We start from the raw sequence: 24508 nt of genomic DNA on the forward strand, positions 1-24508 counted from the left end.
GGCGTGGAGTGGTCGGGGCGGACCGCCGGCCCATCACAACTGCACGCGGAGCGCCGTTCCCCGCGTGAGCACGCGGCCGGCGGCCATTTGTGATGGCCTGGGGGTACGGACCCGCACCACCGTCTAACCCGCGCATGAGCCGCCCGGACACGCCGTGCTGAGCGTGAACCAGGCCTGCCGCGCAGAGTTAGACGGTGGTGGCGGTCCGCCCTGCCTCACAGGGCCACCCTGCGGCCCGGTTGCGCGGTAGGTTGTGGGTTTCGGGGTGACCTTTCGCTGTCTGGGGGCGGCATTGGAGATTCGGCTGCTCGGTCCGGTTGAGGTGTGGGCCGGTGATGCGCGGCTGGAGATTGGTTCCGCCAAGCCCAGGCTGGTGCTTGCGGTGCTGGCGGCTTCGCCGGGCACGTTGGTGCCGGTCGAGGTGTTGATGGATCGGGTCTGGGGCGAGGGTCTGCCCGGCCGACCAGCCGCTTCGCTTTATCCGTATCTGAGCAAGCTGCGCCGGGTGCTCGAGCCGGCAGGCATCGAGCTTGTACGGCGTTCCGGCGGCTACCTCTGTGCTGTCGGGGCGGGCGACGTGGATGTGGCGAGGTTCCGCGAGCGGGTGCGGGCCGCGAAGGAGTCCGATCAGTCTGCCGCGATCGAGTTGCTGGACGAAGCGCTGGCGTTGTGGCGGGGACAGCCGCTGGCCGATCTGTCCGGGGACTGGGTGAACAGCTTCCGGGTCACGCTGAGCCAGGAGCGTCTCGCCGGTTGGCTGGGACTCGCGAGGCATCGGGAACGGGCCGGAAGCCTCGACCTGATCGCGGAGGAACTGCTCGCGCTCACCGAGGACTACCCGTTGTCCGAGCCGCTCGCGGGGTACGTGCTGAGTGCCTTGGCGCTTGCCGGCCGCCGGGCCGAGGCTCTGGATCACTACGCCGGGTTGCGGGAGCGGCTGGCGGACGAGCTGGGTGTGGAGCCCGGCCACGAACTCAGCGGACTGCATACCGCCTTGCTGCGCAACACTTCAGCAGCCCCGTTGCCGCATCGCGAGGCCGGCGCCGCCGTACCGCGTCAGTTGCCTGCGGTCGCGCGGCCCTTCGTTGGTCGGGCGGAGCACTTGAAGCGGCTCGACGAGCTGGCCGACGCAGTGGGATCCGGTGATGAAGGGACGGCCGTGGTCGCTGCGATCACCGGCCCTGGCGGGATCGGCAAGACGACGCTGGCGGTGCACTGGGCGCATCAGGCGGCGGGGCGCTTTCCCGACGGGCAGCTCTATCTGAATCTTCGTGGCTTCGACCCACTCGGTACGCCGATGCCGCCTAGCGAGGCCGTCCGCGGCGTCCTTGAGGCGCTTGGCCAACCCACACAGGAGATTCCGGCTGGTTTGGAGGCGCGGGCCGCACTGTTCCGGAGCCTGATTGCGGGCCGGCGTGTGCTGGTGCTGTTGGACAATGCGCGCGATGCCGAGCAGGTCCGGCCGATGTTGCCGGGCGCTGGTGGTTGCTTGGTGGTGGTCACGAGCCGCAACGCGCTGGCCGGGCTGGTCGCCGAACGCGGTGCCGAGCCGATCCGCCTCGATCCGTTCGCAACCGCCGATGCTTGGGCACTGCTGCAGGCTCGGCTGACCGAAGAGCGACTCACAGCCGAACCAGCCGCGGTCGCCGACCTGCTCCGGCCGTGCGGTGGCCTACCCCTGGCGCTGGCCGTAGTCGCCGGGCGGGCTGCCCAGCACCCCACCCGGCCACTGGCTGAGCTGGCCGGTGAGCTGGCGAGTCCGCGACGCTTGGACGCGTTCGACACCGACGATCCGAGGACGACGATCCGGGCAGTGTTCGATTCGTCGTACGACGCACTGGAGCCGGAAGCGCAGCGGGCGTTCCGGCTGCTTGGGCTGCATCCGGGGCCGGACATCTCTGCAAGCGCGGCCGCGAGTCTCACCGGCAACGCCAGCGTGCACACCGCCCTACGGCAGCTCGAGGCGGCCCATCTGGTGACAGTGCAGGGCGGTCGATACGGCATGCACGACCTGGTCCGGGTCTATGCCGCCGAGCTCGCGGAGTCCGATCCGGAGCGCGGTGTCGCTGCGCGGCGCATGCTGGACCACTACCTGTGGGGCTCGTACACGAGCGAGCAGTTCCTGGTTCCCCATAGGCTCCCGCCTGCTCTGGTGCCGCCGCCTGTCCGTCCTGGCGTCGCGCCCGATGAGCCGGCCGACCCCGACACGGCGATTGCCTGGTTCGGCGCGGAACGTCTGGTCCTGCTGAGGCTCGTGCACGCCGCCTGGGCCACCGATCTCGACGCGGTGGTGATCCAGTTCAGTGACACGTTCGGGACATTCCTCTGGCAGCAGAGACTGTTCGACGACTGGATCACGGTGGAGAAGCTCGCGCTGGCGGCCGCCGAGCGGCTCGGTGACCGGGCCGCGGCGACGATGGCTCATAAAGGGCTCGGTCGTGCGTATATCGGCCTGGGCAGGTACCCGGAGGCGGCCGGCCAGCTCGACGCTGCCCTCGAGATCGCCTGTAGTAGTGGTGATCAGATGGGCGTGGCCGGCTGCCACCAAATGCTGGCCGCGCTGCACGAACGGCAGCGGGACTACGCCTCGGCTCGGCACCATGCACAGCAAGCTCATGAGCTCCATACCCGTCTCGGAGACGAGGCCAACTGCGCGAGCTCGCTGAATCAGATCGGCTGGTTCAGCGCCCTGCTTGGCGAGTACGCCGCTGCTGTGTCCGCCTGCAAGGCGGCGATCGAGATTGGTAGGGGCAGGACTCTAGCGGCGGCCTGGGACAGCCTCGGTTACGCCTACCACCACTCCGGCGACCATGGTGCTGCCATCGATGCCTACCGGCATGCGGTGGCTGGTTGGCGCGAGACCGGTGACCAGCACTTCGTCGCCGATACCCTGACCCACCTCGGAGACGCGCTAGAGGACGCCGGCGAGCACGCCGAAGCCCGTCGTACCTGGCGTCACGCCCTGGACACACTCGCCGGCTTCGCCGGTCCGGCCGCGGCAGAGGCCCGCAGCGCGCTCGCCGAGCGGCTGGCTGTAGACCCCTCGAGGTAGTCGGCCTGACCACGGGTTGGTACGGCGCTTTCTGGTCGCTTTCTGCGGCGTTTCGGGGGAATGCGCGGGGTACTCGGGCGCGGTTAGCGTCTCGCCATGGTTGAGATGACATCGGAATTCGACGGAATGTCGCGTCGACGACTACTGAAGATCGCGGGGGCGGCCGGGCTCGGCGGCGCTGCCGGACTGATCCTTCCCGGCCAGGCCAACGCAGCGACCGAAGCGCTGGTCTCCAGGAACTACCTGGGTGTGACCAGCTGCGATCTGTACTACGAACCGAACGGCAACGCCGACAGCTTCAGCTTCGAATCGAACTTCTACAACCAGCTCAGCTCGTGGCGGACCTACCTTGACTCCAACGCCCCGACCTCGTGGGGAGCGCCGACCCGGATCTACTCCTACGGCGCCTATACCGACAAGCCGGGGATGCATGGCGCGGGCCGGGCCTTCGACATCGGCCGGATCATGTTCGAGAACAGCAGCGGTACCCGGCAGTGGGTCAGCATGCGGTACGACGTCTGGCGCGGTTACGCCAACGCGGACTACTGGAAGCGCCGCTACTGGGGCACCGCCGCGGGCCTGATGCGCCGCTTCCGGCACGTCCTCACCTACATGGACAACCGCGACCACTGGAACCACATCCACGTGGACAACGACCTCTACGGTGAGCTGGCCAACTGCAAGTTCACCACCAGTTCGTCGTCCCAGACGTACATCGTGCAGGCCGCGTGCCACCACGCCTGGGGCATTTCCACCGTCGTCGACGGCGACTACGGCCCGAACACGGAGCGGAACTCCACCGCCGTACTGCGCCGGATCGGGCGGACCTCCGGCACGATCACCAATGCGGCCAACTTCCAGGCGTTCTGTACGGCGTCGTACCGCAAGGCGCTCGGGACGCAGGCCTACTGACGCGCTGATCCTGGGCCGGCGCCCCTACCATCACCGATGATGGGGGTTCGGCTCGGGAGGCGCGTGTGCGATTCGAAGTACTGGGGACTGTCCAGGCGATCGTCGACGCGCAGGTGGTGGCTCCGATCTCGGAGCTCCGCCGCCGGCTGCTCGCTGTTCTCCTGGTCAGAGCGAATCGCGCCGTACCGGTCGAGACTCTCGCCGAGGCTCTGTGGGGTACCGAGCCACCGAACAGTCCGTCGAACAGTCTCCAGGTCCACGTGCACCGGTTGCGTCACGTGCTCGACCGCCCGGAGCGCCTTCGCGGCGTTCCGGGCGGTTATCAGTTGGAGGTCGGCCCGGACGAGTTCGACGCCTTCGAGTTCACCGACCAGCACACCGCGGCCCGGAACGCAGTCGCGGCCGGTGATCTCGAGCGGGCGGTGCCGCGGTTCCGATCGGCGCTCGGGTTGTGGCGCGGGACGCCGTACAGGGATGTCATCGAGCCACGCATCGTCGCGGCCGAGGCCAATCGGCTCGCGGAAGCCAGGCTGATCGCGTACGAGGAGCTGTACGACGCTGAGCTCGCACTGAGCCGGGCGCGGGAGATCGTGCCCGAGCTGACCGAGTTGGTCGCGGCGTACCCGCTGCGGGAGCGAATCGTCGGTCAGCTGATGCTCGCCCTGTACCGGTCCGGCCGGCAGTCCCGGGCGGAGACGACCTACCAGGCCACGCGCCGGCGACTCGTCCAGGAGCTCCGGGCTGAACCCGGCCGCGCACTGCGTGAGCTTTTCGAGTCGATCCGCACCGAGAGCCCTGCGCTGGACGGCCCACCCGCCAGGACCGGTACGGCGCCCGCCCAGCTGCCGCCCGCGCCGGGTGCCTTCCTCGGTCGCGAAACCGAGTTGGCCGCGCTGGATGCCATGGCCGACGGACCGATCGTGCTGTCCGGCATGGCAGGGGTCGGCAAGACCACGCTGGCCCTGCACTACGCCCACCACGTCGCGGACCGGTACGGCGATGGTCAGCTGTACGTCGATTTGCGCGGACACTCACCGGCGCCCGCGCTGGAGCCACTGGATGCCCTGGGCCATCTGCTCCGCGGACTCGGCCGGGAGCAGGTTCCGGAGTCGGTCATCGATGCCTCCAACGAGTACCGGTCACTGGTTGCTGGGCGCAAGATGCTGATCCTGCTGGACAACGCGGCCTCTGCTGAGCAGGTGCGTCCCCTGCTGCCGGCTGGTTCCACCTGCCTGGCGCTGGTCACGAGCCGCACTCGGATGACCGGTCTCGTCGCGCGCGAAGGCGCGCACCGGATCGTCCTTGGCACGCTGGAGATTGCGGTGGCTCGCGACCTTCTGGACCGGCTCCTCGGCACCCAGCGCGTCGAAGCCGAACCATCGTCGGTCGCCGAATTGATCGAGGCTTGCGCCGGTCTCCCGCTGGCATTGCGGATCGCGGCCGCCCAGCTGACCGACGAGCCACATCGCACCATCGCCGACTACCTCCTCGAACTGCGGGAACGCGGCCTCGCTGCGTTCGCCCTCTCCGACGACGAGCAGTCCGCCGTCGCCGGTGCCTTCGACCTGTCGTACCAACGGCTGGAGCCCGGAGTACGGCGGCTCTTCCGGCTCGCCGGCCTGGTGCCGGGGCTGGACTTCACCGCGCCCGCAGTGGCTGCCATGAGCGCGCTGCCCGTAGCCGACGCGCGGGCCGCGCTGCGGACGCTGACCGGCGCGCATCTGCTCGACGAGCATGCGGCCGGCCGTTATCGCTTTCACGACTTGCTCCGTGATTACGCCCGCAGCCGCGCTATGGAGGAGGAGACGGAGCCGCAACGCGCCGAGGCGAGGAACCGCCTGTACACCTGGTACTACCGCGGCCGGGAGGTCGCCGCTCGGCTGCTCATCGCCTGGCGTCTCGAACCACCGTGCCCGCCACTGCCCGACGTACCGGCTGTGCAGTTTGCCTCCAGGACCGAAGCCCGTGGCTGGCTGACGGACGAGTTCGACAACATTCATGCCGCGATCCGGGACTGCGCCGATCACGGGCCTGTGCACTGGTGCTGGCATCTGGCGCTCGGCGTCGTCACGGACATGGAGCGGTACGGCCGCCGGGTCGACGTACTGTCCATGCTGGACACAGTCGTCGCGGCTGCCCGCGCTGCGAACGACCAGCAGGCGGTCGCGCTGTCGCTCGGAGAGCTGGGCATCATCAGTACCGGCGTCGGTCGGCCTTTGGATCCTGAGCAGGTCACCCAGCTGATCAATGCGGCCGAGCAGTCCGGAGACGATGCCGTACTGGGTTATGGCTTGTACGCCGCCGGGACGATCGCGGTCCGCGGCGACGATCGGTCGGCTGCACGCGAGCATCTGCAGCGCGCCCGCGATGTCCAGGAGCGTGCCAACGACACCGTCGGTCAGTCGCTGACTCTTCTTCAGTTGGGTTTCCTCAGTTATCACTCCGGTGATCTCGGCTCCGCGGCCGACGCGTGGGAGCGATCGGCCGACCTGGCCGGTCCCGATGCGCCGAGCATCGCCGTGGCCGGGGTGCTCTACGCCTGCCATGGCCGGATCACGCTCGGTCGCCTGGACGGGATCGACGAGCTGTTCGAGCGCGGCCGACGACTGGTCGAGGAACTACACGACACCTCCCGGCAGTGCGTCATCGGTTATCTGCGCGGGAGTCTGCTGCGCGATACGGGTCGCCCGCACGAAGCGCAGGAGCTGCTGCTGGCGGCGCGCCGGGTGGCCGACGAGATCGACATCCTTCGGTCCCGCGCTCTGGTCCGCAACGAACTCGGGTTCTGCTACCTCACGCTCGGCGACGTCGCCGCGGCGCGCGAGTCGTTCGAGGAGGCGGCCGAACTGGCGAGCCCGGACCTGCTGCGGGAGTACCGCGCCCACGCAGTCCGCGGACTCGCCTTCGTCGCACTGGCCGGCTCGGACCTGGACACGGCCGAGTCACTCGCCCGAGACGCCGTCGAACTCTCGACCGGCACCGACCGCATGCAGGAAGGCGACGCAATCGTCGTACTGGCCCGCGTCAAGCTGGCCCTCGGCGACATCGAGGCCGCGGCTGAGTACGGCGCCCAGGCCCTGGCCATCCTGCAGGAAACCGGCTACCTGCTTGGCATCGCGCGTGCCCACCAACTCCTAGGTGAAATCCACGCCGACCGCGAACACCTCCTGGAGGCACTCCGCGGATTCGAAGCCTTCGGCTCGCCCGAAGCCACCAACGTCCGCAAATCCCTCACCGACCTGTGACGGCCCGGGCGAACTGCTTGATCGCGTCTGGATCTGTTGCGTTGTGGAAGCCGACGACGAGTTCGGTCACGCCGGCTTTCGCGTAGGCGTCGATCCGGTCCCGGATGGTTTCGGCGGTGCCGTAGAGCAGGTAGGAGCCGAAGTCGCCGGGGTAGAAGGCGCCCATCCTCGGGTCCAGGAAGGCCTGGGCAGCTTCGTCGGTCTCGGCGAGTAAGGCGGCGGTGGTGGCAGTGATCCTGATCGACTCGATGTCGCGGCCGGCAGCCGCGGCGTGGTCACGCAGGATCTTCAGCTTGCGCTCGATCTCCGCGGGCGACGTCATCAGGTTGCAGACGTCGGCGAACTCGGCGACGATCCGCAACGTGACCTTCTCGCCGCCCCCGGCGACCATCAGTGGGATGTGCGGTTGCTGGACGCCTTTGGGTTGCGAGTAAGCACCTTTCAGTTGGTAGAACTCGCCGTCGAAGTCAGTCACCTCCTCGGTCCAGAGCGATCGGATGACCTGCACGGCCTCGCGCAGTTCCCGGAGCCGCTGGCCGGCCCGGGGGAACTCGTAGCCGAAAGCGTCGTAGTCGGGCTGGTACCAGCCGGCGCCGATCCCGAAGGTGAGGCGGCCCCGAGACAGTACGTCGAGCGTCGAGGCCATCTTGGCCTGCAGTGCGGGATGGCGGTAGCCGTTGCCGGTCACCAGCTGCCCGATCCGGATCGTGCTGGTCGCTCGAGCGACCGCGGTCAGCAGCGTCCAGGCCTCGAAGTGATGGTTGTTCGTCGGGGGGATCGTCTGCAGGTGGTCGGGGAGCCAGACTTCGGCGAACCCTGCCTCCTCCGCGACCTGGGCGAGTCCGATGATCCGCTCGATGATGTCCACCGGATCCTCGGCGGAGGAGAGGTCCGCACCGAAGCCGGTGGGGAGGAACAGGTTGAACTGCATGGCATGCTCCCGCGAGGTAGTCAGAACGATGAGGTGTACTGACTTCACTGCGCGGCCGAAGGAATCGCGATCGCCCCGTCGACTTTGACACGTCGGACAGCGCTGGCAGGGGCGGGCGATACCGCCGTACGATGCCGGAACCATGGCGGACGACGAAGTGCTGCTGCGTGAACTGGAGCGACTCCACCACGAGTTGCTCGCGCACTGTTATCGGATGATGGGGTCCGTCGACGAGGCGGAGGACATGCTCCAGGAGACCTCGCTCCGAGCCTGGAAGAGCTACCAGAACTTCGACGGTCGCGCGTCCGTCCGCGTCTGGCTCTACCGGATCGCCACGAATACCTGCCTGACTGCCCTCAAGCACCGCAGCAGACGGTTCCTGCCGTCCGGACTCGGCGCGCCGACGGACGATCCGGACGCGCCCGTCCGGGAGCTGGGTGCCGGAGTACGGATGGTCCAGCCGATTCCGCAGGCGCTGCTGGATCCGGCGGCGATCGTCGGGTCCCGGGAGACCTTGCGGCTCGGCGTGATTGCGAGCCTGCAGCATCTGCCTGTGTCACAACGGGCAGTGCTGATTCTGCGGGATGTCCTCTCGTTCTCAGCGGCCGAGACGGCCGAGGTTCTGGAGACGACGACGACCGCGGTCAAGAGCAGCCTGCAGCGGGCCCGCGGCAAGATGGCCGAGGTTGCTCCGCGCCTCGACGAGGTTTCGGAACCGAACGATCCGGTGCTCAGCGATCTGCTCGACCGCTACATCGCGGCCATCGAAGCGAGCGACGCCGCGGCGCTGGCCGAGGTACTCCACCACGATGCCGTCCTGCAGGCGGCCGGTACCAGCACGTGGTTCGCCGGCCTGAAGACCTGCCTGCGGTTCCTGATGGATCGTGTCCTCGTCGATGGTCCGGGCAGTTGGCGGATGCTGCCGACCGCCGCCAACGGCCAGCCGGCAGCGGCCGACTACATTCGGCGATCCGACGGTTCGTACGAGGCCTTCGGCCTGGTCGTTCTCGACATCACGTACGACGGCGTTCGCGGCATCACGTCCTTCGCCGATCCAACCCTGGTGGAGCGCTCCGGCCTGCCGCTGCTGCTCGCGCGCTAGCCCGTGGTCAGCCTGCGGCGAGCATGACGTCGCGGAGGCGCTCGACGTACAGGCGCATGCTCTTGTAGGCGGCGTCGGTGTCCGGGTAGCGGCAGGCGAACTGCAGGCCCTCGTGGACTCTGCTGATCCAGACGCACACCTGGTCGCCGTACGAGACCCGGATCAGGCCGTAGGCCTTCAGCTCCTGCCACCGCTCCGATCCTTCGACGGAACGTCCGTCGGCGAAGGAGACGATCGAGTACAGGTCGGGGGACGTGGGGCGGAAGTCGGTGCCCAGGAGTTGGAGCACGCGGGCGACGGGCACGCGCGACATCGGCCGGTTCTTGCGAAGTTCGGTGCGGACCGAGTCGAGCGCGTCGTCGAAGTTGGTTGCCTCGGCGACCGGGATCTCGAGCGGCGCACCACCGACGTACCAGCCGACCGACTCGGACAGCTCGGACTTGACCCTCGTGTGGAACGGGGCGACGGTCCGGTAGACGTCTTGGCCGGTCAGGTCGCGAACAATCAGGGCGGTGGCTGCGAGCACGCCGACCAGGCTTCCGCCGTACGGTCGGCAGTGTTTCTCGAACGCTGCCGCGTCAGCATCGTTCACCAACATTTCGGTGAGGAACTTCTGCGTCGGCAGTGGGCCTTCGGGGTCGAGGCCGAGGTCGAGGGGGAAGTTCGGGAGTTTGCCGTCGCAGTTCGTCACGAATTCACGCCAGCGATCGACGATCGGGTCGTCTACGTCGATCTGATCGGCCTTCGTGCGTTCGGCGGCGCTGAAGTCGACGTAGCTGGCGACCGGCACGGTTTCGTCGGCACGGCCTTCAAGGCCTGCCGCATAGAGCTCGTGGATCTCGGTGGGAATGCGGTAGATCGAGTACGCGTCCACGTTGCTGTGGTCGAACGCGAGATAGACACTCGTGCAGTCGTCTCGGACGACGGCGGTGTAGATGAAGTTCGGCCAGCTCAGCGCGTCGGCCGCGACATCGAACCTGTCCTGCAAGTACTGCGTCAGCACCTCGGCATCGGGGAAGTTGCCGGCGTCTTTTCGTTGCAGGGTCAGGGAATCGGCCTCCAACGTGAAGCGCTGCATCTGCCCGTCGACCGCCCGGAAGCCGCTGCGCATCGTTTCGTGCCGCAGCGTCCAGACGCGAAGCGCTTCTTCGAGTACGTCGAGATCCACCTGACCCGGGATGTCGAACGCCGTACCCAGCCAGGTCGGCACGAACAGCCCGCCGTCGCGCACCGAGCGCGCAGTTTGCACGTGCGACTCCTGGACGTAACTCGGCGGACGCAAATCCTCCGGCAGTTCCGCCGCGGCCTCGATGGCCAACGGATGAACAGTCCACTCCACAAGACGTCCAGCACGGACCTCACAACGCTGGATATCGGTCATGCGCATAGGTGTACTCCGGTTCGCAGGGCGTCGAAACGCGAGCAGGGCAAGGGGAAATGGCCGACGACTGCTGGAGAGTCCGCAGTCAATCGGACGTTCACAACCCTTGGGGGAGACGCACGCCCAGGTCAAGCGAAAACGGAAATACCTACCGATATCTCACGTCGCTGATTGCCTCGGGCACCCAAGTGCCGCAGTGGACTACAGGACGCCGGTGTGCTGCAGGTGGGATCGTGCGGCCTGGATGGCTTCGGGTGTGTTCGGGAACACCTGGCCTGCGGCGTGCAGGTGCTTGATGACGTCGAGCGCATCGAGCGTCCGGTGGTGGCCGGGCTGGATGCCGGAGACGAGGACCGTCATACCGCGGTGCTGGAGTTTCTCGATGGCGTCCTTGAGGACGAGAGCACCGCTGGCATCGATCGCGCTGACCGCCGACATCCGCAGGATCACTACCGAGACATCCGCGACCTCGGTCAGCTCCAGCAGGAACCGGTGCGCCGCGAACAACAGCGGGCCGTCGATGCGGTAGGCAACGATGTGCTCGTCCAGCAGTGCTCGTTCCTCGGCGGTATGGTCGCCGGGAAGGTCGGGGTGCAGCGGCATCTGCCGCAGGCGCGCGCTGCGGGCAACAGCGCGCAACGCCAGCGCGCCGGCCACAACGAGACCGAGAATGACCGCTTTCACCAGGTCGAGCGCCAAGGTCGCGGCGGCAGTCAGGGCAAGCACGATGGCATCCGATCGGGTGGCGCCGGCCATCGCCCGCACCGACCCGACCTCGACCATCCGGACAGCGGTCGCCAGCAGTACGCCGGCCAGCGCGGCCAGCGGGATCCGCTCGACCAGAGGTGCGGCCGTGTAGACGATCGCGGCGAGCAGCGCGGCGTGGAAAAGCGCGGCCAGGCGTGATCCCGCGCCGGACCGGACGTTGACGGCTGTCCGGGCGATCGCGCCGGTGGCAGGGACGCCTCCGAACAGCGGCGTCACCAGGTTCGCCAGGCCTTGGCCGAACAGCTCCCGGTCCGGGTCGTGCCGGTGACTGACTCCCATCCCATCGGCCACAGCCGCCGACAGCAGTGATTCCAGTGCGGCCAGGGCAGCGACCGCACACGCCGGTCCGGCCAGCGACCAGACCGTCGACAGGTCGAGGAACGACAGTGACGGCGCCGGAATCCCGGTGGGTAGCTCGCCGATGCGTGCCACGTCGAGTCCGGCGATCTCGACGATGACCGTGCCCGCCACGACTGCGAGGATCGAGAACGGCACGGTCGGCCGGAACCGGGCCCCGGCCAGGATGATGGCCGCGACAACCACCGCGAGGGCTGCTGCGATCCAGTGCGGATGCTGCGCGAACGCCGCGACGGCGCGGGCCGCGATGACGACCACCTGGTCGCCGTCCGGTGTCGCGACGCCAAGTGCGGCGGGTAGCTGCTGGAGGCCGATGACGCAGGCGATTCCGAGCGTGAATCCTTCGACCACCGGCGCGGGAACGAAGGCCATGTAGCGGCCGGCCTTCGCGATGGCCAAGCCGATCAGGATCAGTCCGGCCAGTAGCCCGACGGTCAGTACGCCGCTGGCTCCGTGCGCGTGCATGATCGGGACCAGTACGACGGTCATTGCGCCGGTGGGCCCTGATACCTGGAGGCTCGACCCGCCGAACACCGCGGCCAGAGCTCCGGCCACCACTGCTGTGGTGAGGCCGGCGGCTGCACCGAGCCCCGACGAGATCCCGAACCCCAGCGCGAGGGGCAGCGCGACGATCGCCACGGTCAGGCCCGCGAGCAGATCGCGGCGGGGCTGGTGCAGCATCGCGGCGAGGTCGCCTCGGGCCGGAAGCAACTCCCGGGACCGGCCCAGGACGCTCATTGAGCGGCGGCCTCGGCTCCACGCAGCTCGGCGAGCAGTTCGTTCTGGCCGGTGATCAGCTCGGTCAGGATCCGGCGCGCAGTCCGTAGCAGCTCGGCGATGTCGCCACCCGCGAGCTCATAGACCACACTCGGCCCTTCGCGACGCGACACCACGATCCCGTACCTGCGCAGTACGGCGAGCTGCTGGGACAACGCCGACGGCTCGATCGCGATGTCGGCCAGCAACTCCCGCACCGGTCGCGGTCCGTCCTGCAGCAGCTCAAGCACGCGGATCCGGACCGGATGCCCCAGCACGCGGAAGAACTCCGCCTTGGCTTGGTAGAGCGGAACCGGCGCGCTCATCGCTCGCCGGCCGGGTCTGCGTTCTCGTACTCATCCGCGAGAAGGACGCCGTTCTCCATCGCGAGCCGCAGCAGGCTGTCGAGCTCACCGGTCCGGATATCCACCGCATAGAAATCGCCCTCGGCCCGCGCCTCGCCCAGCGCCTGCCTGGCCTCACGCACCCGGCGCCGCAGATCGCCGGCGAACTGACTGCTCTCCACGACGAACCTCTTCCTCGCGCTGGCTCAGGGTCAGTTCATCATGTAGCGAATTGAAGAATGTTGCAAGTCGTGAAGACGCCAACGACGCCGGGCCCGCTGCGAGTGCGGGTTACGTCGCGTCCATGCTCACCTTCGCCGCTCCCCGAGTGCAGGATCCGAGGTGTCCGGTGTTTTCCGCCTCGGCGGCCGTAGCTGAGCCGCAAGTCCAACCATCAACCTCGGCGAAACCGCCGCTTCCTGTGTGAGAGAGCGAAGCGTCGTTGTAATACCGGTCGGCGATCCGTACCGCCTCCGCGCACGTCGTGCCCTTCTCGACCCGCACGACCGCCGTCCTGGTGGCTGTGCGTACCGTTCCGCACGACCGGAGTGCGGCACGACAGATCGCTGCGTCTGCGCAGTAGGTCTTGGGGTCGGGCTTCTGAATACCGGTCACCTCGACGTGATAGACGGTGCGGTAGCGCACGGCGTACGCCGTCATCCGGAAGGGCGGCTGGTCCGCGGCCGGGACGGTCACGGTGCGGTCCTGATCGTGGTACCGGTAGGTGACCTGCAGCCGCCAGGTGCAATCGCAGCGCTGCGTCACGGTGCGAAAGTGCATCAGATGTGTCTCGCCGGGCTCGAGGACGATGTTGTGGCCGGAAAAGAACGGCTCCTTGGTGGGCCGGCCGGCTTCGGTTCTGGTCGGCTGCGGCTCTGGAGCGTCGAGGTCAAGATCGACAACCGTTGTCTCGGCACCACCCTGACTGAAGTACTTCACCAGGGTTCCGTCGAGAGGTTTCGCCTGCTTCTCGACAACCGGCTTGATGCCGGTCACCAGAACCTCGCTGGAGCGATGGTTCCGGAAGGTCAGCCGTTGTCCGGACAGGCCGGCCGGCTGACCTCCGGCCTGGTAGGCAAGGTCAGCGATCGCGCTGGATTCCTCGGCCTTCGGCATGTCCCCGGGGGTTGCCACAATGGGCACCCCGGCGATGGTCGTGCTGACATCGGCCGTCTCGATCGTGATCGGATCATCGCTCCAGAGGTCCCGGGCCGCGTCGATCGTCGCCGGGAACACCGACGGGATCGCCACGCTGATGATTGCGCCGACCAGTGCCACCAGCAACCAGTTCCGGCCGCTCAGAAGGCGCCGCGCTGGAGTCTCCGCAGCGGTCCGGCGCCTGGCCGCCGCCTGGCGCCGGAGTCTCACCCCGATGGTGCTGGGCTTCTTCGACATCATGATGACTCCCTCAGACGACGGACAACTTCACCAAGCGCTGCGTCGAGGAACGCGAACATCAGCAGTACGGCGGCGCCGACGGCCAGGTAGTAGGTCGGCCGAATGTCGACCGTGACCGCCGGGACCCAAGCGATCATCCGCCCGGTCAACAGGACAACCACGGTCACCCCGCACGTGACGATCCCGGCCCTCGCCATCCAGTTGCGGACCCGCGCCGACTTCGACACCAGCAGCACAGTCAGGAAGATCAAGGCGGCGATCGTCGTGAACCGGAAGACCACCAACCAGGACGCGAGCTGGGGCGGTCCGCCCCACGAGCGACTGACGGACGACGGGTCTGGTGGCTGCCGAAGCCACGGCTCGGAGAACGAGCCGAGCAGCATGACCAGGGCAACCCCGGCGCACACATACCCAAGACGGTCCAGCTGCACCCCCACCGCGCGGTGCGGGAGGGAGAGCGGCCGGCGGGCCAGCGCCGACCCGACGGCCATCAGCAGAACACCGAAACAACACAACGAGAGGCCAGTAGCCGGCACAGTGTTGTAAATGGCGCGATCGAATCGAACCGCCTCGCCGACCTCACGTGTGTAGCCGTAGTCGACAGTCCTGAGCACGACGATGTACGCGATTCCGATGAACCACGCGCCGAAGGTGCCGATGGCCGGCGCCGCAACCCGCAGTACAGCATTGACCCACCCGCTGGTCCCGAAACACGCAGCGACGATCAGCGCAAACCCGATCACCATCAGAACGGTCACCGTCGAAGCAGGTTCGTAGTTGCTGATTCTGGTGAGGAACGGATCAGTAGGCCCGCCCGGCGTGACTCTCTGTCCCGGCCGCGGATAGACGAACGTCCAAGGCAACGTCACCGACACGATCGCCAGCAGAAAGCCCAGCGAACACGCAACCAGCCCGACCACCCAGCCGACCGTAACCTCGATCTTCGCCTGACTGTCCGCGTCACCCATTGATCTCTCTCGGTAGCCCACCAGTGCCCGACCATGATGGCCTGCCCCACGTCATCGTGGCTACCCGGTCTAAAGCAGACCGGACTGCCAGGCCCAGATGGCGATCTCGGTGCGGTTGCGGGCGCTGAGCTTGTGCTGGATGCCGGCGACGTGGCCTTTGACAGTGCTCAGCGCGATGAACAGCTCGGCCGCGATCTCGTGGTTGGTGCGCCCGCGCGCGATCGCCTTCACGACGTCGGCTTCGCGATCGGTCAACGGCGTTCTGGTTTGGCTGACCGGTGTGAATTGGCGAAGCAGACGCGCCGTGATGGAAGGGGACACGAGCGCATCCCCAGCGTGTGCTGCACGAACTGCCTCAGCCAGCAACGCCGGCCCCGCATCCTTCAGGATGAACCCGGCCGCCCCACCGCGCAGCGCGCCGTACACGTACTCATCCAGATCGAACGTGGTCACAATGACTACCTTCAACGGCTCCGGTACGTCGGGACCGGCGAGCGCGCGGGTGACCTCGACACCGTCGAGCCGTGGCATCCGGATGTCGACCAGGCACACGTCCGGCCGCAACTCCCGGGCCAACGCGATCGCCTCGACGCCGTCCGCCGCCTCCGCGATGACTGAGATGTCAGCCTGGTTCTCCAGGATCAACCGCAGGCCGTTGCGAACCATCGCCTGATCGTCGGCCAGCAGCACGCTGATCGTCATCGCGCCGGCCCGAGCGGAAGTGACGCGGAGACGGCCCATCCTTTGACGGCGCGGGGACCGACGGTCAGTGTGCCGCCGAGCGCCTCGACGCGCTCCCGAATGCCGACCAGCCCGAACCCGCCCCGCCGATAGCGCACGGGACCGGCCTCGGCGTCATCCAGTACGTCGACAGTGACGGAACGCCCGGCCTGGATGACGTTCACCGTGACGGCGCCGGCGTGGGGAGCGTGCCGAGCGACGTTGGTCAGGGACTCCTGCACGATGCGGCAGACGGTGGTCGTGACTTCTTGCGGCCATTCGGGTTCGCTGTCAGGGAGGTGGAGCTCGGGCGTCGGCCCGTTGAAGCGTTCGACGAGTTCTTTAATTTGGACCAAGCCTGCCGGGCCGGGCATCGCGTCGCCGTCTCGCAACAGGCCGACCACACGACGCATCGCAGCCAACGCCTCCGCTCCGGCGGACTCGATTCCCGCGAGCGACTCGTCGTACTGCGCAGGTTGCCGCCGCCCCGCGATCCGCGCACCCTGGGCCTGGAGCACGATGCCCGCGATGTGGTGCGCGACGACATCGTGCAGCTCCCGCGCGAGGTCCACCCGCTCGTCCCGCCGGATTCGGGTGGCGATCGCATGTCGCCGTACGGCGCGAAGTCTTAGCCAGGTCCCGACTGATGCCGCGACGACCCAACCGATCGCGTTCATCGTTGCCACGCCTGAGGTTTGGCTGATCAGGAGGCTGCCCGCCGCGACCAGCAACCCGCCTACTGTGATGGTGATGGCTTGTGTCCCTGGCAGCCTCGCGACCCCGGAGCCGACCAGCACCGAGAGCGCCAAGGCCATCGCCGGCCCTGGCTCCGTCGGCAGGTCCGCAAGCCACGCGGACACCACCGTCACCGCTCCTAGAGTTATCCCTGTGATTGCCGCATACCAGCGATCGCGCCTGCGCAGCAAGGCGATCACACCGACAACCGCCCCTGCAACAGCATCGAGAACCCAGTACGCCGCGCCCCAGGCAACCGCGAGCTGGTACGCCGAGAATCCCAGCAGCACAACGAGGATGCCACCCAACGCGATGTCACTCGCCGTCCTCGCCAATCGCATCTGCCCAGCGTACGGAATCACCGATGCCGGGTAGAACCGGCCGAAAGTACTGTCTGCAACGTACTTTCGGCTGCTATCCCTGGCTGCCCGTAGTCCCGAGGGTTGAGTTCATGCCCACCTCTTCAGGACAACCGCGGATCGCCGAGCTCGACGTCATCCGCGGCTTCGCGCTCTGCGGCATCCTGCTGGCGAACGTCCAGCCCATCTCAGGCGGCCGAACGGTCGAAGTCTCTACCGGCTCAGACGGCTCCATCTGGCTCGGCCTTCTTGTAGAGCAACGCTTCATGCCGATCTTCGCGCTCCTCTTCGGCATCGGCTTCTCCCTACTGCTCCGCTCCGCCTCAGCCCGCGCCCCACGCCCGCGCGTCCTGCTGGTACGCCGTCTCCTCTGCCTACTGGCGATCGGCGCCGCCCACTTTCTGCTCCTGTGGTGGGGCGACATCCTCTCGACCTATGCGGTAGTCGGCCTACTAGTCCTGCTCCCCTCAACCTGGCTACCAAGACCAGCCGTAGCAATCCTTGGCCCGGTCCTCCTGATCGTCTCGCTAGCCACCGGCGACGGCCGCTTCACCCTCACCGCAGCCCTGTTCCTCACCGGCTCGGCCCTGGTCCGCTACAACCTCGTCGACCGTCTACCCCAGCTCGGCCGGGGCTTGCCGATCACCACACTCGGCCTCGCTCTGGCCGCCGTACCGGTCCTGATCTGGCAGACAACCCTTCAGCCTGACGACCGCGCGTTCTCAACCGCCCTAGCCACCGGAGGTCTGCTCGTCGCAGCCTTCTACGTTTGCCTCTTGCTTGTGCTCTTGAGGACTCGCCTCCGTCCAATCCTCCAAGCGATCTTCACGCCACTGGGCCGAATGGCCCTCACCAACTACCTCGCAGCAACTGCTCTCGTCCTCACGATCGTCGCAGTCTTCGACCTACAGACGATCGCGACCACGGACGTCGTACTGATCGCCGCCGCAATCCTCACCACGCAATGCGTCTACTCCACCCTCTGGCTCCGCCGTTTTACCCAAGGCCCCCTCGAATGGCTCTGGCGCTGGGCAACCTGGACCCACCGTCCGCCCCTGAGATCGCTTACGATCGAGACTTGGCAGAACGAAACGCGGTAATCGTCGGAGCGGGCATCGGCGGCCTAGCCGCCGCCATCGCTCTGCACCATCGCGGCTGGAACATCAAGGTCCTGGAGCGCGCCCCCGCTCTCCGCGAGGTAGGCGCCGGAATCTCCCTCTGGCCCAACGCAACCCGCGCGCTAGACCTATTAGGCGTAGGCGACCAGGTACGAGCCTTCAGCACCCCCGAAGGCCCAGGCGGCTTCCGTGACCACCACGGCCGCTGGCTCTTCCGCTCAACCCTCCAAACCCCCTACGGCGAAACCCTCATGCTCCGCCGTCCCACCCTCCTGGACATCCTCCGCAAAGCCGTTCCCGCCAACGCGATCGTGTTGAGCACGACAGTCGCTAGCGTCGAGAACTCCGGCGGCCAGGTGACGGTCACCCACGACGACGGCGTACAAACCTCGGCCGATCTGTTGGTAGGTGCCGACGGTCTCCACAGCACAGTCCGCGCTGCCCTATGGCCGCACGCCAAACCACCCGTGTACGCCGGCTACACCACCTGGCGCCTCATCGCCCCACCGACCGACCTCGACTCGGACGTCACCGAATCCTGGGGCCGAGGCGAGCGAGTAGGCATCTTCCGCCTGGCCGACAATGCCATCTACTCCTACCTAACAGCCAAAACCCCAGCAGGTACGACGTTCCCCGACAACCGCGCCGAACTCTGCCGCCGCTTCGCCCACTGGCATGCCCCCATCCCAGCCATCCTCAACAGCGTCACGAACTCCGACATCCTCCAGCACGACATCTACCGCCTCCCCGCCTTGCGCACCTACGTCACCGGCCGCGCAGCCCTACTAGGAGACGCCGCCCACGCCATGACCCCCGACCTAGGCCAAGGCGGCGGTACTGCGCTGGAGGATGCGGTCGAGCTCGCCGAGGCCCTCGACGGCGACATCGACGACGGCCTAGTCCTCTACAACCGCCGCCGACGCCCCCGAACCCAAGCCATAGCTCGCCAATCAGCCACCTTCGGAGCGTTCGCCCAAGCATCCGGACCCCTGACCGTCCCCCTCCGCAACACCGCCACAAGACTCCTCCCCGAGCGCCTCTTCCTACGCGCCAACCAATCCATGCTCACCTGGCGGTCGAAATAGGCCCTCTACGATTTGGCAGGCCGGTCTTGATCCATGCCACGACCAAGTGGGCCGACCCGCCAGGGCCGGCCCACTGCCATCCGTTGGATCAGACGTTGGGTGAACTGGTCAGCAGGTTGGTGCGGTCACGGTGTTGGCGATCATGGTGACTGCGGTTTGGGCCAGAGCTCGGCCTGGCGTCAGTGTCGCTCCACTTTGCGCGACGATGGCGGTTTTGCCGAGGATGACGCCTTTGGTCTCGGCGCCTCCTGCCAAGGTCACCTGGCTGGCGGATTGCCAGATCACGTTGCAGGCGCGTGCTCCGCCGGTCAGGACGATCTTGGCGGACCCTGAGAAGTTCAGGGTGCCGGCAACCTGGAAGATGAACACGTCGTTGACGCCACCATTGAGGGTGACAGTCCCGGACACGGTCACGCCAGTGGTCCATTTGTAGACGCCGCGGCCGAGGGTCTGGGGTCCGGTCACCGCACCGGCGAGGTAGTTCAGGGAGTCTGCAGGCGTCCGGCCGGCAGCGTCGTTGTAGGCAGTAACCTCGTTGCCCACGGCCGTGGTGAGGTTGGCCGGGGTAGGCGCGGTGTAGTCGGCGGCGTACACCATCCCAACGACCTGGGGAGAGGTTGCGAAGGTGCCGAACTGGGTCAGGCCGAAGCCAGTGATCGAGGAGGCCCCGGCCGGCGAGATCCCCATGTCACCGGTAACGGCGGTGACGCCCGTCGTTCTGATCCCCGAACTCGCCAGGATCGCATAGTTGCCCGCGGCCCCAAGATTCACAGGCGAGGGATTGCTATAGGCATAGGCAGGACTCGCAACCACTGTGCCTGCCCCCAGCAGGGCAACCCCACACAGCAGGGCCAAACCCCTTCGCGCCCGCACGCGGCGGCCGCTTGGTTGAACGGTGGAAATGACGTGAACGGTGTCGACTGGCATGAAAGCCAAGCCTTCCCTGGTTCTGTCTGCGCTCGGCCGCTGTGATGTCGGCGACCCGGGTGCGCGATGGAGATCAGCGTGCGGTACCTGGCCTACAGCCATCCGCGACGTAACGCGTCTCCTTGATTCCGCTATGTAATCACGGCTTCGCCTCATGAGCCAGGCCTGGGGCCACACCATCGCTCAAACCCGTCTCGCCGAGGGGTGGGTGGCGAGCTGGGTGCGGAGTTTCTCTGCCAGGGGATGGTCGAGCTCGTCGAAGATGCCGAGGGCATCCGTCCAGGCCGTCCGGGCGGCCCGGTTGTCGCCTGCCTCGGCCTGGATGTCGCCGATCGACTGGAGGGTCGTAGCAGCGTAGAACCTGTCGCCGATCTTGCGATAGATCTGCACGGCTTGCTCGTACGAACGGACTGCAGCCCCGTAGTTCTGCTCGCAGTTACTCACATAGCCGAGCAGCTGGTGACCCGCGGCGACAGACTTGAGGTCGCCGAGGTCACCGGCCAGCGCAAGTGCCTCCCGGCCGGCTGAGGCCGCGGCGTCGAGCTCGCCGAGTTGAGCCTGGTACCAGCCGATGGAACCGAGACAGCGCAGCTGACGGATCCGATGCCCGCGGGCGGTGAAGATCCTGGCCGCGTTCTCGAGATGGCTGATCGCTGCGCGGTACTCGCCGCTCTGGTCCAGCACCAGCGCCGCGGTCTCCAGAGCTGACGCCAGCCCGATTCTGTCGCCGCTCGAGCGGTAGAGCTGCAGGGAACGGCGAATGTGCTGCCGGGCCTCGGTCAACTGATCGGCCCGGCTGTGGAAGTAGGCGAGACCGCGATAGCTCATCGCGAGGGCAGAGGAGTCGCCGAGCCGCTGTGCGGCGGCCAGCCCGACCTCTTCGACGGCGATCGCGTCCTGGTAGCGACCCTTCCGGCCGAGGAAGCGGGCGGTGAGATCCGCCAGCCGCCAGGTGTCGACGTGGTTCCCGGTAGCGGATGCCAGTTCGATCGTTGACCTGATCACGGGCAACTCATCGGTGAACCAGGCGAGCGCCGTACCAACGTCGGCAATGTCTTCTGGACGTGCGCCGCCGCACGGCTGCCCGAGATCGAACTCGTCGCGGCCGGGGTTGAGCCTGCCGATGGCCCGGTACGCCGTGTGGAGGTAATGGTCGAGGAGCCGACGGAGGGCCGCGTCCCGGTCCGCCGGGGACTCCTCGGCGCTGAGCGTCTCCGCGGCGAAGACCCGGAGCAGATCGTGGCAGGCGTACCGGTCGGCGACATGCTCGACGAGCAAACTCGCCTGGCACAGTCTGCGGAGCGCCCGTTCGATGCTCGCGCGATCCGTTCCCGCGAGGCTCGCCGCCGCAGGCGCAGAAATGTCGGGACCGGGATGCAGGCCGAGCAGCCGGAACAGTCGCCGTGCCTCCGGATCCAGCACGTCGCGGGACCAGGACAGTACGGCGCGCACGGACGTCATCGGATCCGCGGTTTCGAATCGGTCCAGGCGGGACCCGCTGTCGGTCAGCTGACACGCAAGTTCGCCGAGCGGCAGCTTCGGCAGCAGCGCAGCGTGTGCCGCCAGCACGGACAACGCGAGCGGGAGACCGGAACAGTGCCGCGCCAAGGCCGCGACTGCCGCTGGTTCCGCGGGGACTTGGCGGACACCCATCCGCTCGCTGAGCAGCTTCTCGGCATCGGCCGCACTCAGCAGATCGAGCATGACCGGACGCGCACCGAACTCGGCGACCACGCCAGTCAGCTGATTCCGGCTGGTGACGACGACAGCGCACCCAGGCCCGCTCGGTATGAGTGGACGGACCTGAGCGGCGTCACGGGCGTTGTCGAGAACGACCAGCAGCCGTCGCTCCGCGGTGAGGCTCCGGAACATCGCAACCCGCGCTTCGAGTCCATCCGGCACCTCCTCCGGCCGGACACCGATCGCCTCGAGACACACGCGGAGCGCCTCGGCGGGTGCGGTCGGCTCGCCTGCCGGGTCGAACCCGTGCAAGTTCAGGAAGATCTGGCCGCCGCCGTACCGGTCCTTGATGCGGTGAGCCCAATGCAGCGCGAGCGTGGTCTTGCCGATGCCGGCCGTCCCCACAATGATCGAGATCGCAACAGCCGGTACTGCGATGTCGAGCGACTCGTCCAGCGCCCGCAACTCGGCGGCCCGTCCAACGAGTGCCTGGGTGACCGCTGGAATCTGACGCGGCACGGGCTTGATGGATTGATCGGTCGGCGTCCGCTCGCGCCGAAGAATGCTCAGATGCAGTTCCTGGAGCTCGTCATTCGGCTCCTCGCCGAGCTCACGAATCAGCCGATCCCGAAGCTCGGCATACGACCGCAACGCTTCAGCCCGCCGTCCGGCCTGCACCAACGCCCGGATCAGGAACCCAGCCAGCGGCTCCGACAACGGATACTCGCCCGCAACCCGGACGAGCTCATCGGCCAGCCCTCCCAAACCCTCCGTCCGTTCGGCAAGCCGCAACCACGCCGACAACCGGTCGTCCAGCAGACCGTTGCGATACGACACCGCCCAACTGCTGTCCATCCCCGTCAGCGGCACCCCACGCCACAACGCCAACGCCGCCCACAGCCCCGCGGCATCGGACTCCATGACTAGGCGCCGGAACCGGAGCGCGTCGACAGCGGTCTCCGGCGCGTCGAGCACGTAACCACCACTGCGCCGATCGATCCCGAACCCCGCCGGCCCAAGCGCACTCCGAAGCAAACTCAGATAGGGATACAAAGTGCCAGCCGGCCGCTTCGGTAACTGCTCACCCCACACCCGGTCAGCAAGCACATCAATCGGCACCACCTGCCGAGGCTGGGCCGCAAGCGCAGCAAACACAAGCCGCTGCTTAGCCGCGCCGATGTCGACCTCCACCTCGCCGATCCACAACCCGACCGGCCCCAGCAGACGAATCTCCGCCACGTCAGCCCTCCCCCCGTGAGCACCAGCTGCCCCATCAGCCACGCACCCCGGTCCGCGGGGCGGCGGCAGGGCCCACGGTACGGGGCAAGGAGGGCCAAAGGTTTTCCGAAGGTGAACTCGCGAGGCTCTACACAACCTCAGCTTGCCCAGACCCTCAGCTGTCACGCATGAACTGGGCAAGCACCTACATCTCGGGAGATCAAATGCGCAAAGTCATCGCCGCGGTCAGCGCCGCAATCCTCGGTGGAACCCTCCTCGCAACCCCCACCCTGGCCAACGCCGAAGGATGCCCGAACGGCCTGAAGTACCGCGTCCTCGGTCCCGTGGGCACCACCCCGCCGGTCGTTCGAGGCGTCTACGAACTGCCCGACTTCAACAACATGCAGACTTCTGTCGGCGCAGGCGCCGCCGTCAAGGGCCCAGGAGGCTCAGTCGACGGCGCCACCCCAGTCACCCACCGCTGGGACAACGGCCCCAACCAGTGGGTCAAGCTGTCAAGCATCACCGCTCCCCACGACGTCGACTGGATGTCAAGCCTCTACCTCGAATACCTGGGCTGCGCCAGCGCGTAACCCCCAGGACCTGTACGGCGAGTCGCCGCGATCCAGGAATCGCGGCGACTCCTCCGTGCCTATGCTCGAAAACGGTTCGGCAGCTAGTCGGGTGATTGCTAGGGTCGCCGACATGCATCGCATCATCACTCCGCCCGCCGCCGCTTAGCGGACGGCAAACCTCAGCGCGCCCAGGTGATGACCCGGGCTTCTTAGGGCTGTTCGCAGACGCCCCAATCTCTCCGTGCGAACACCCTGGAGTGTCTGATGCACCACCGTCTCGCGCCGTCTTCGGCGCGCGGTCTCCTGTACGTCGCCCTGGCCGGAATCGCCTGGGGCACCGGCGGCCCCACCGGCGCCCTGCTCGCCCAGCACAGCGGCCTGAACTCAACAGCAATCTCCTTCTGGCGCTTACTCACCGGCGCCATCTGGCTAGCCGCAGCCTGCCGCCTACTAGGCCGCACCCGAATAACCCACCATTTCGCGACCGCCCCACTCCGCTACCTCCTCAGCGGCCTAGGCCTAGCCGTCTGCCAACTCGGCTACTTCGCCGCCATCCCCCGCGTAGGCATCGCCGTAGCCACCGTCGTCTCCCTAGGCGTAGGCCCACTCTTCATCGCCCTAGGCGCCCGCGAACGCATCACCACCGCCCTACTACTAGCAATCCTCGGCCTAACCCTCCTAGTCATCGGCAACGAAGCCTCCGGCACCCCCTCAACCTCAGGCATCGCCCTCTCGCTCATCTCAGGCGCCGGCTACGCCCTAACCACCCTCCTCAACCGCAACCAACAAGACCCAACAACCAGCGCCCTACTCGGCTTCACCACCGCCGCCCTAATCCTGTTGCCTCTAGCAACGACAACACCCCTCACCCCAACCC

Annotated in this window: 18 protein-coding genes and 1 pseudogene; 8 read left to right on the forward strand and 11 right to left on the reverse strand. The window is 67.4% G+C overall.

From position 1 onward, the window contains the following. The first annotated feature begins 265 nt into the window (after nucleotides 1–265). The 3 genes from E1261_RS23540 (at nucleotide 266) to E1261_RS23550 (ending at nucleotide 7209) form a co-directional block, all read left to right on the forward strand. Entirely contained in the window at nucleotides 266–3052 is a 2787-nt protein-coding gene (locus tag E1261_RS23540; protein ID WP_165952628.1) for an AfsR/SARP family transcriptional regulator, read from the forward strand. Nucleotides 3053–3148: 96 nt separating this feature from the next. Further along, nucleotides 3149–3964: a twin-arginine translocation signal domain-containing protein gene (locus E1261_RS23545; protein WP_132409960.1), complete on the forward strand. Its 816-nt coding sequence runs from the start codon at nucleotides 3149–3151 to the stop codon at nucleotides 3962–3964. Between the two features lie 65 nt (nucleotides 3965–4029). Beyond that, the gene (locus E1261_RS23550) at nucleotides 4030–7209 is read left to right on the forward strand and encodes an AfsR/SARP family transcriptional regulator (protein ID WP_132409962.1); all 3180 of its coding nucleotides are present in this window, start codon (nucleotides 4030–4032) and stop codon (nucleotides 7207–7209) included. Here the strand turns inward: E1261_RS23550 and E1261_RS23555 are convergent. Beyond that, entirely contained in the window at nucleotides 7196–8140 is a 945-nt protein-coding gene (locus E1261_RS23555) for a TIGR03560 family F420-dependent LLM class oxidoreductase (RefSeq protein WP_132409964.1), read from the reverse strand. The genes E1261_RS23550 and E1261_RS23555 overlap by 14 nt on opposite strands. Nucleotides 8141–8282: 142 nt before the next feature. On the opposite strand from E1261_RS23555, the gene E1261_RS23560 reads away from it, so the two are divergent. Next, nucleotides 8283–9242 (forward strand): RNA polymerase subunit sigma-70, encoded by a 960-nt coding sequence (locus E1261_RS23560; RefSeq protein ID WP_132409966.1) that lies wholly within the window; start codon nucleotides 8283–8285, stop codon nucleotides 9240–9242. A 7-nt stretch (nucleotides 9243–9249) separates the two neighbouring features. Here the strand turns inward: E1261_RS23560 and E1261_RS23565 are convergent, their stop codons facing one another. From E1261_RS23565 to E1261_RS23600, 8 genes are all read right to left on the reverse strand, one after another. Next, entirely contained in the window at nucleotides 9250–10623 is a 1374-nt protein-coding gene (locus E1261_RS23565) for a condensation domain-containing protein (RefSeq protein ID WP_132409968.1), read from the reverse strand. Nucleotides 10624–10824: 201 nt separating this feature from the next. Continuing rightward, entirely contained in the window at nucleotides 10825–12486 is a 1662-nt protein-coding gene (locus tag E1261_RS23570) for a SulP family inorganic anion transporter (protein WP_132409970.1), read from the reverse strand. After that, the gene (locus tag E1261_RS23575) at nucleotides 12483–12830 is read right to left on the reverse strand and encodes an ArsR/SmtB family transcription factor (protein WP_132409972.1); all 348 of its coding nucleotides are present in this window, start codon (nucleotides 12828–12830) and stop codon (nucleotides 12483–12485) included. The genes E1261_RS23570 and E1261_RS23575 overlap by 4 nt, the downstream gene beginning before the upstream one ends. Beyond that, nucleotides 12827–13030 carry a hypothetical protein gene (locus E1261_RS23580; protein ID WP_132409974.1) on the reverse strand — a complete coding sequence of 68 codons (204 nt, stop codon included), beginning with the start codon at nucleotides 13028–13030 and terminating at the stop codon, nucleotides 12827–12829. Before E1261_RS23580 ends, E1261_RS23575 begins: the two co-directional genes overlap by 4 nt. Before the next feature lie 109 nt (nucleotides 13031–13139). Beyond that, complete coding sequence (locus E1261_RS23585; RefSeq protein ID WP_132409976.1) at nucleotides 13140–14246, reverse strand: hypothetical protein; 1107 nt, start codon at nucleotides 14244–14246, stop codon at nucleotides 13140–13142. Beyond that, the gene (locus E1261_RS23590; protein WP_132409978.1) at nucleotides 14243–15214 is read right to left on the reverse strand and encodes a hypothetical protein; all 972 of its coding nucleotides are present in this window, start codon (nucleotides 15212–15214) and stop codon (nucleotides 14243–14245) included. The genes E1261_RS23585 and E1261_RS23590 overlap by 4 nt, the downstream gene beginning before the upstream one ends. A 69-nt stretch (nucleotides 15215–15283) precedes the next feature. Beyond that, a complete protein-coding gene (locus tag E1261_RS23595) occupies nucleotides 15284–15916 on the reverse strand; it encodes a response regulator (RefSeq protein WP_132409992.1) in 633 nt (210 codons plus the stop codon). Further along, the gene (locus E1261_RS23600) at nucleotides 15913–17010 is read right to left on the reverse strand and encodes a sensor histidine kinase (protein ID WP_132409980.1); all 1098 of its coding nucleotides are present in this window, start codon (nucleotides 17008–17010) and stop codon (nucleotides 15913–15915) included. Before E1261_RS23600 ends, E1261_RS23595 begins: the two co-directional genes overlap by 4 nt. 110 nt (nucleotides 17011–17120) lie before the next feature. Between E1261_RS23600 and E1261_RS23605 the strand changes: the two genes are divergently transcribed. Continuing rightward, complete coding sequence (locus E1261_RS23605; protein ID WP_132409982.1) at nucleotides 17121–18128, forward strand: DUF418 domain-containing protein; 1008 nt, start codon at nucleotides 17121–17123, stop codon at nucleotides 18126–18128. After that, a complete protein-coding gene (locus tag E1261_RS23610) occupies nucleotides 18107–19231 on the forward strand; it encodes an FAD-dependent monooxygenase (protein ID WP_202874965.1) in 1125 nt (374 codons plus the stop codon). The genes E1261_RS23605 and E1261_RS23610 overlap by 22 nt, the downstream gene beginning before the upstream one ends. A gap of 108 nt (nucleotides 19232–19339) precedes the next feature. Here E1261_RS23610 and E1261_RS23615 read toward each other — a convergent pair whose 3' ends face one another. Further along, complete coding sequence (locus tag E1261_RS23615) at nucleotides 19340–20002, reverse strand: ice-binding family protein (protein WP_165952629.1); 663 nt, start codon at nucleotides 20000–20002, stop codon at nucleotides 19340–19342. A 339-nt stretch (nucleotides 20003–20341) separates the two neighbouring features. Beyond that, on the reverse strand, nucleotides 20342–23077 hold the full coding sequence (locus tag E1261_RS23620; RefSeq protein WP_132409988.1) for an AfsR/SARP family transcriptional regulator: 2736 nt from the start codon (nucleotides 23075–23077) through the stop codon (nucleotides 20342–20344). A gap of 203 nt (nucleotides 23078–23280) precedes the next feature. Here E1261_RS23620 and E1261_RS23625 point away from each other — a divergent pair, with 203 nt between their 5' ends. Further along, a complete protein-coding gene (locus E1261_RS23625; RefSeq protein ID WP_132409990.1) occupies nucleotides 23281–23649 on the forward strand; it encodes a hypothetical protein in 369 nt (122 codons plus the stop codon). A gap of 246 nt (nucleotides 23650–23895) precedes the next feature. Next, a pseudogene (locus tag E1261_RS23630) lies at nucleotides 23896–24508 on the forward strand (hypothetical protein); the annotation flags it as partial.

The sequence above is a fragment of the Kribbella albertanoniae genome (assembly GCF_004348455.1).
In the GTDB taxonomy this organism is placed as follows: Bacteria; Actinomycetota; Actinomycetes; order Propionibacteriales; family Kribbellaceae; genus Kribbella; species Kribbella albertanoniae.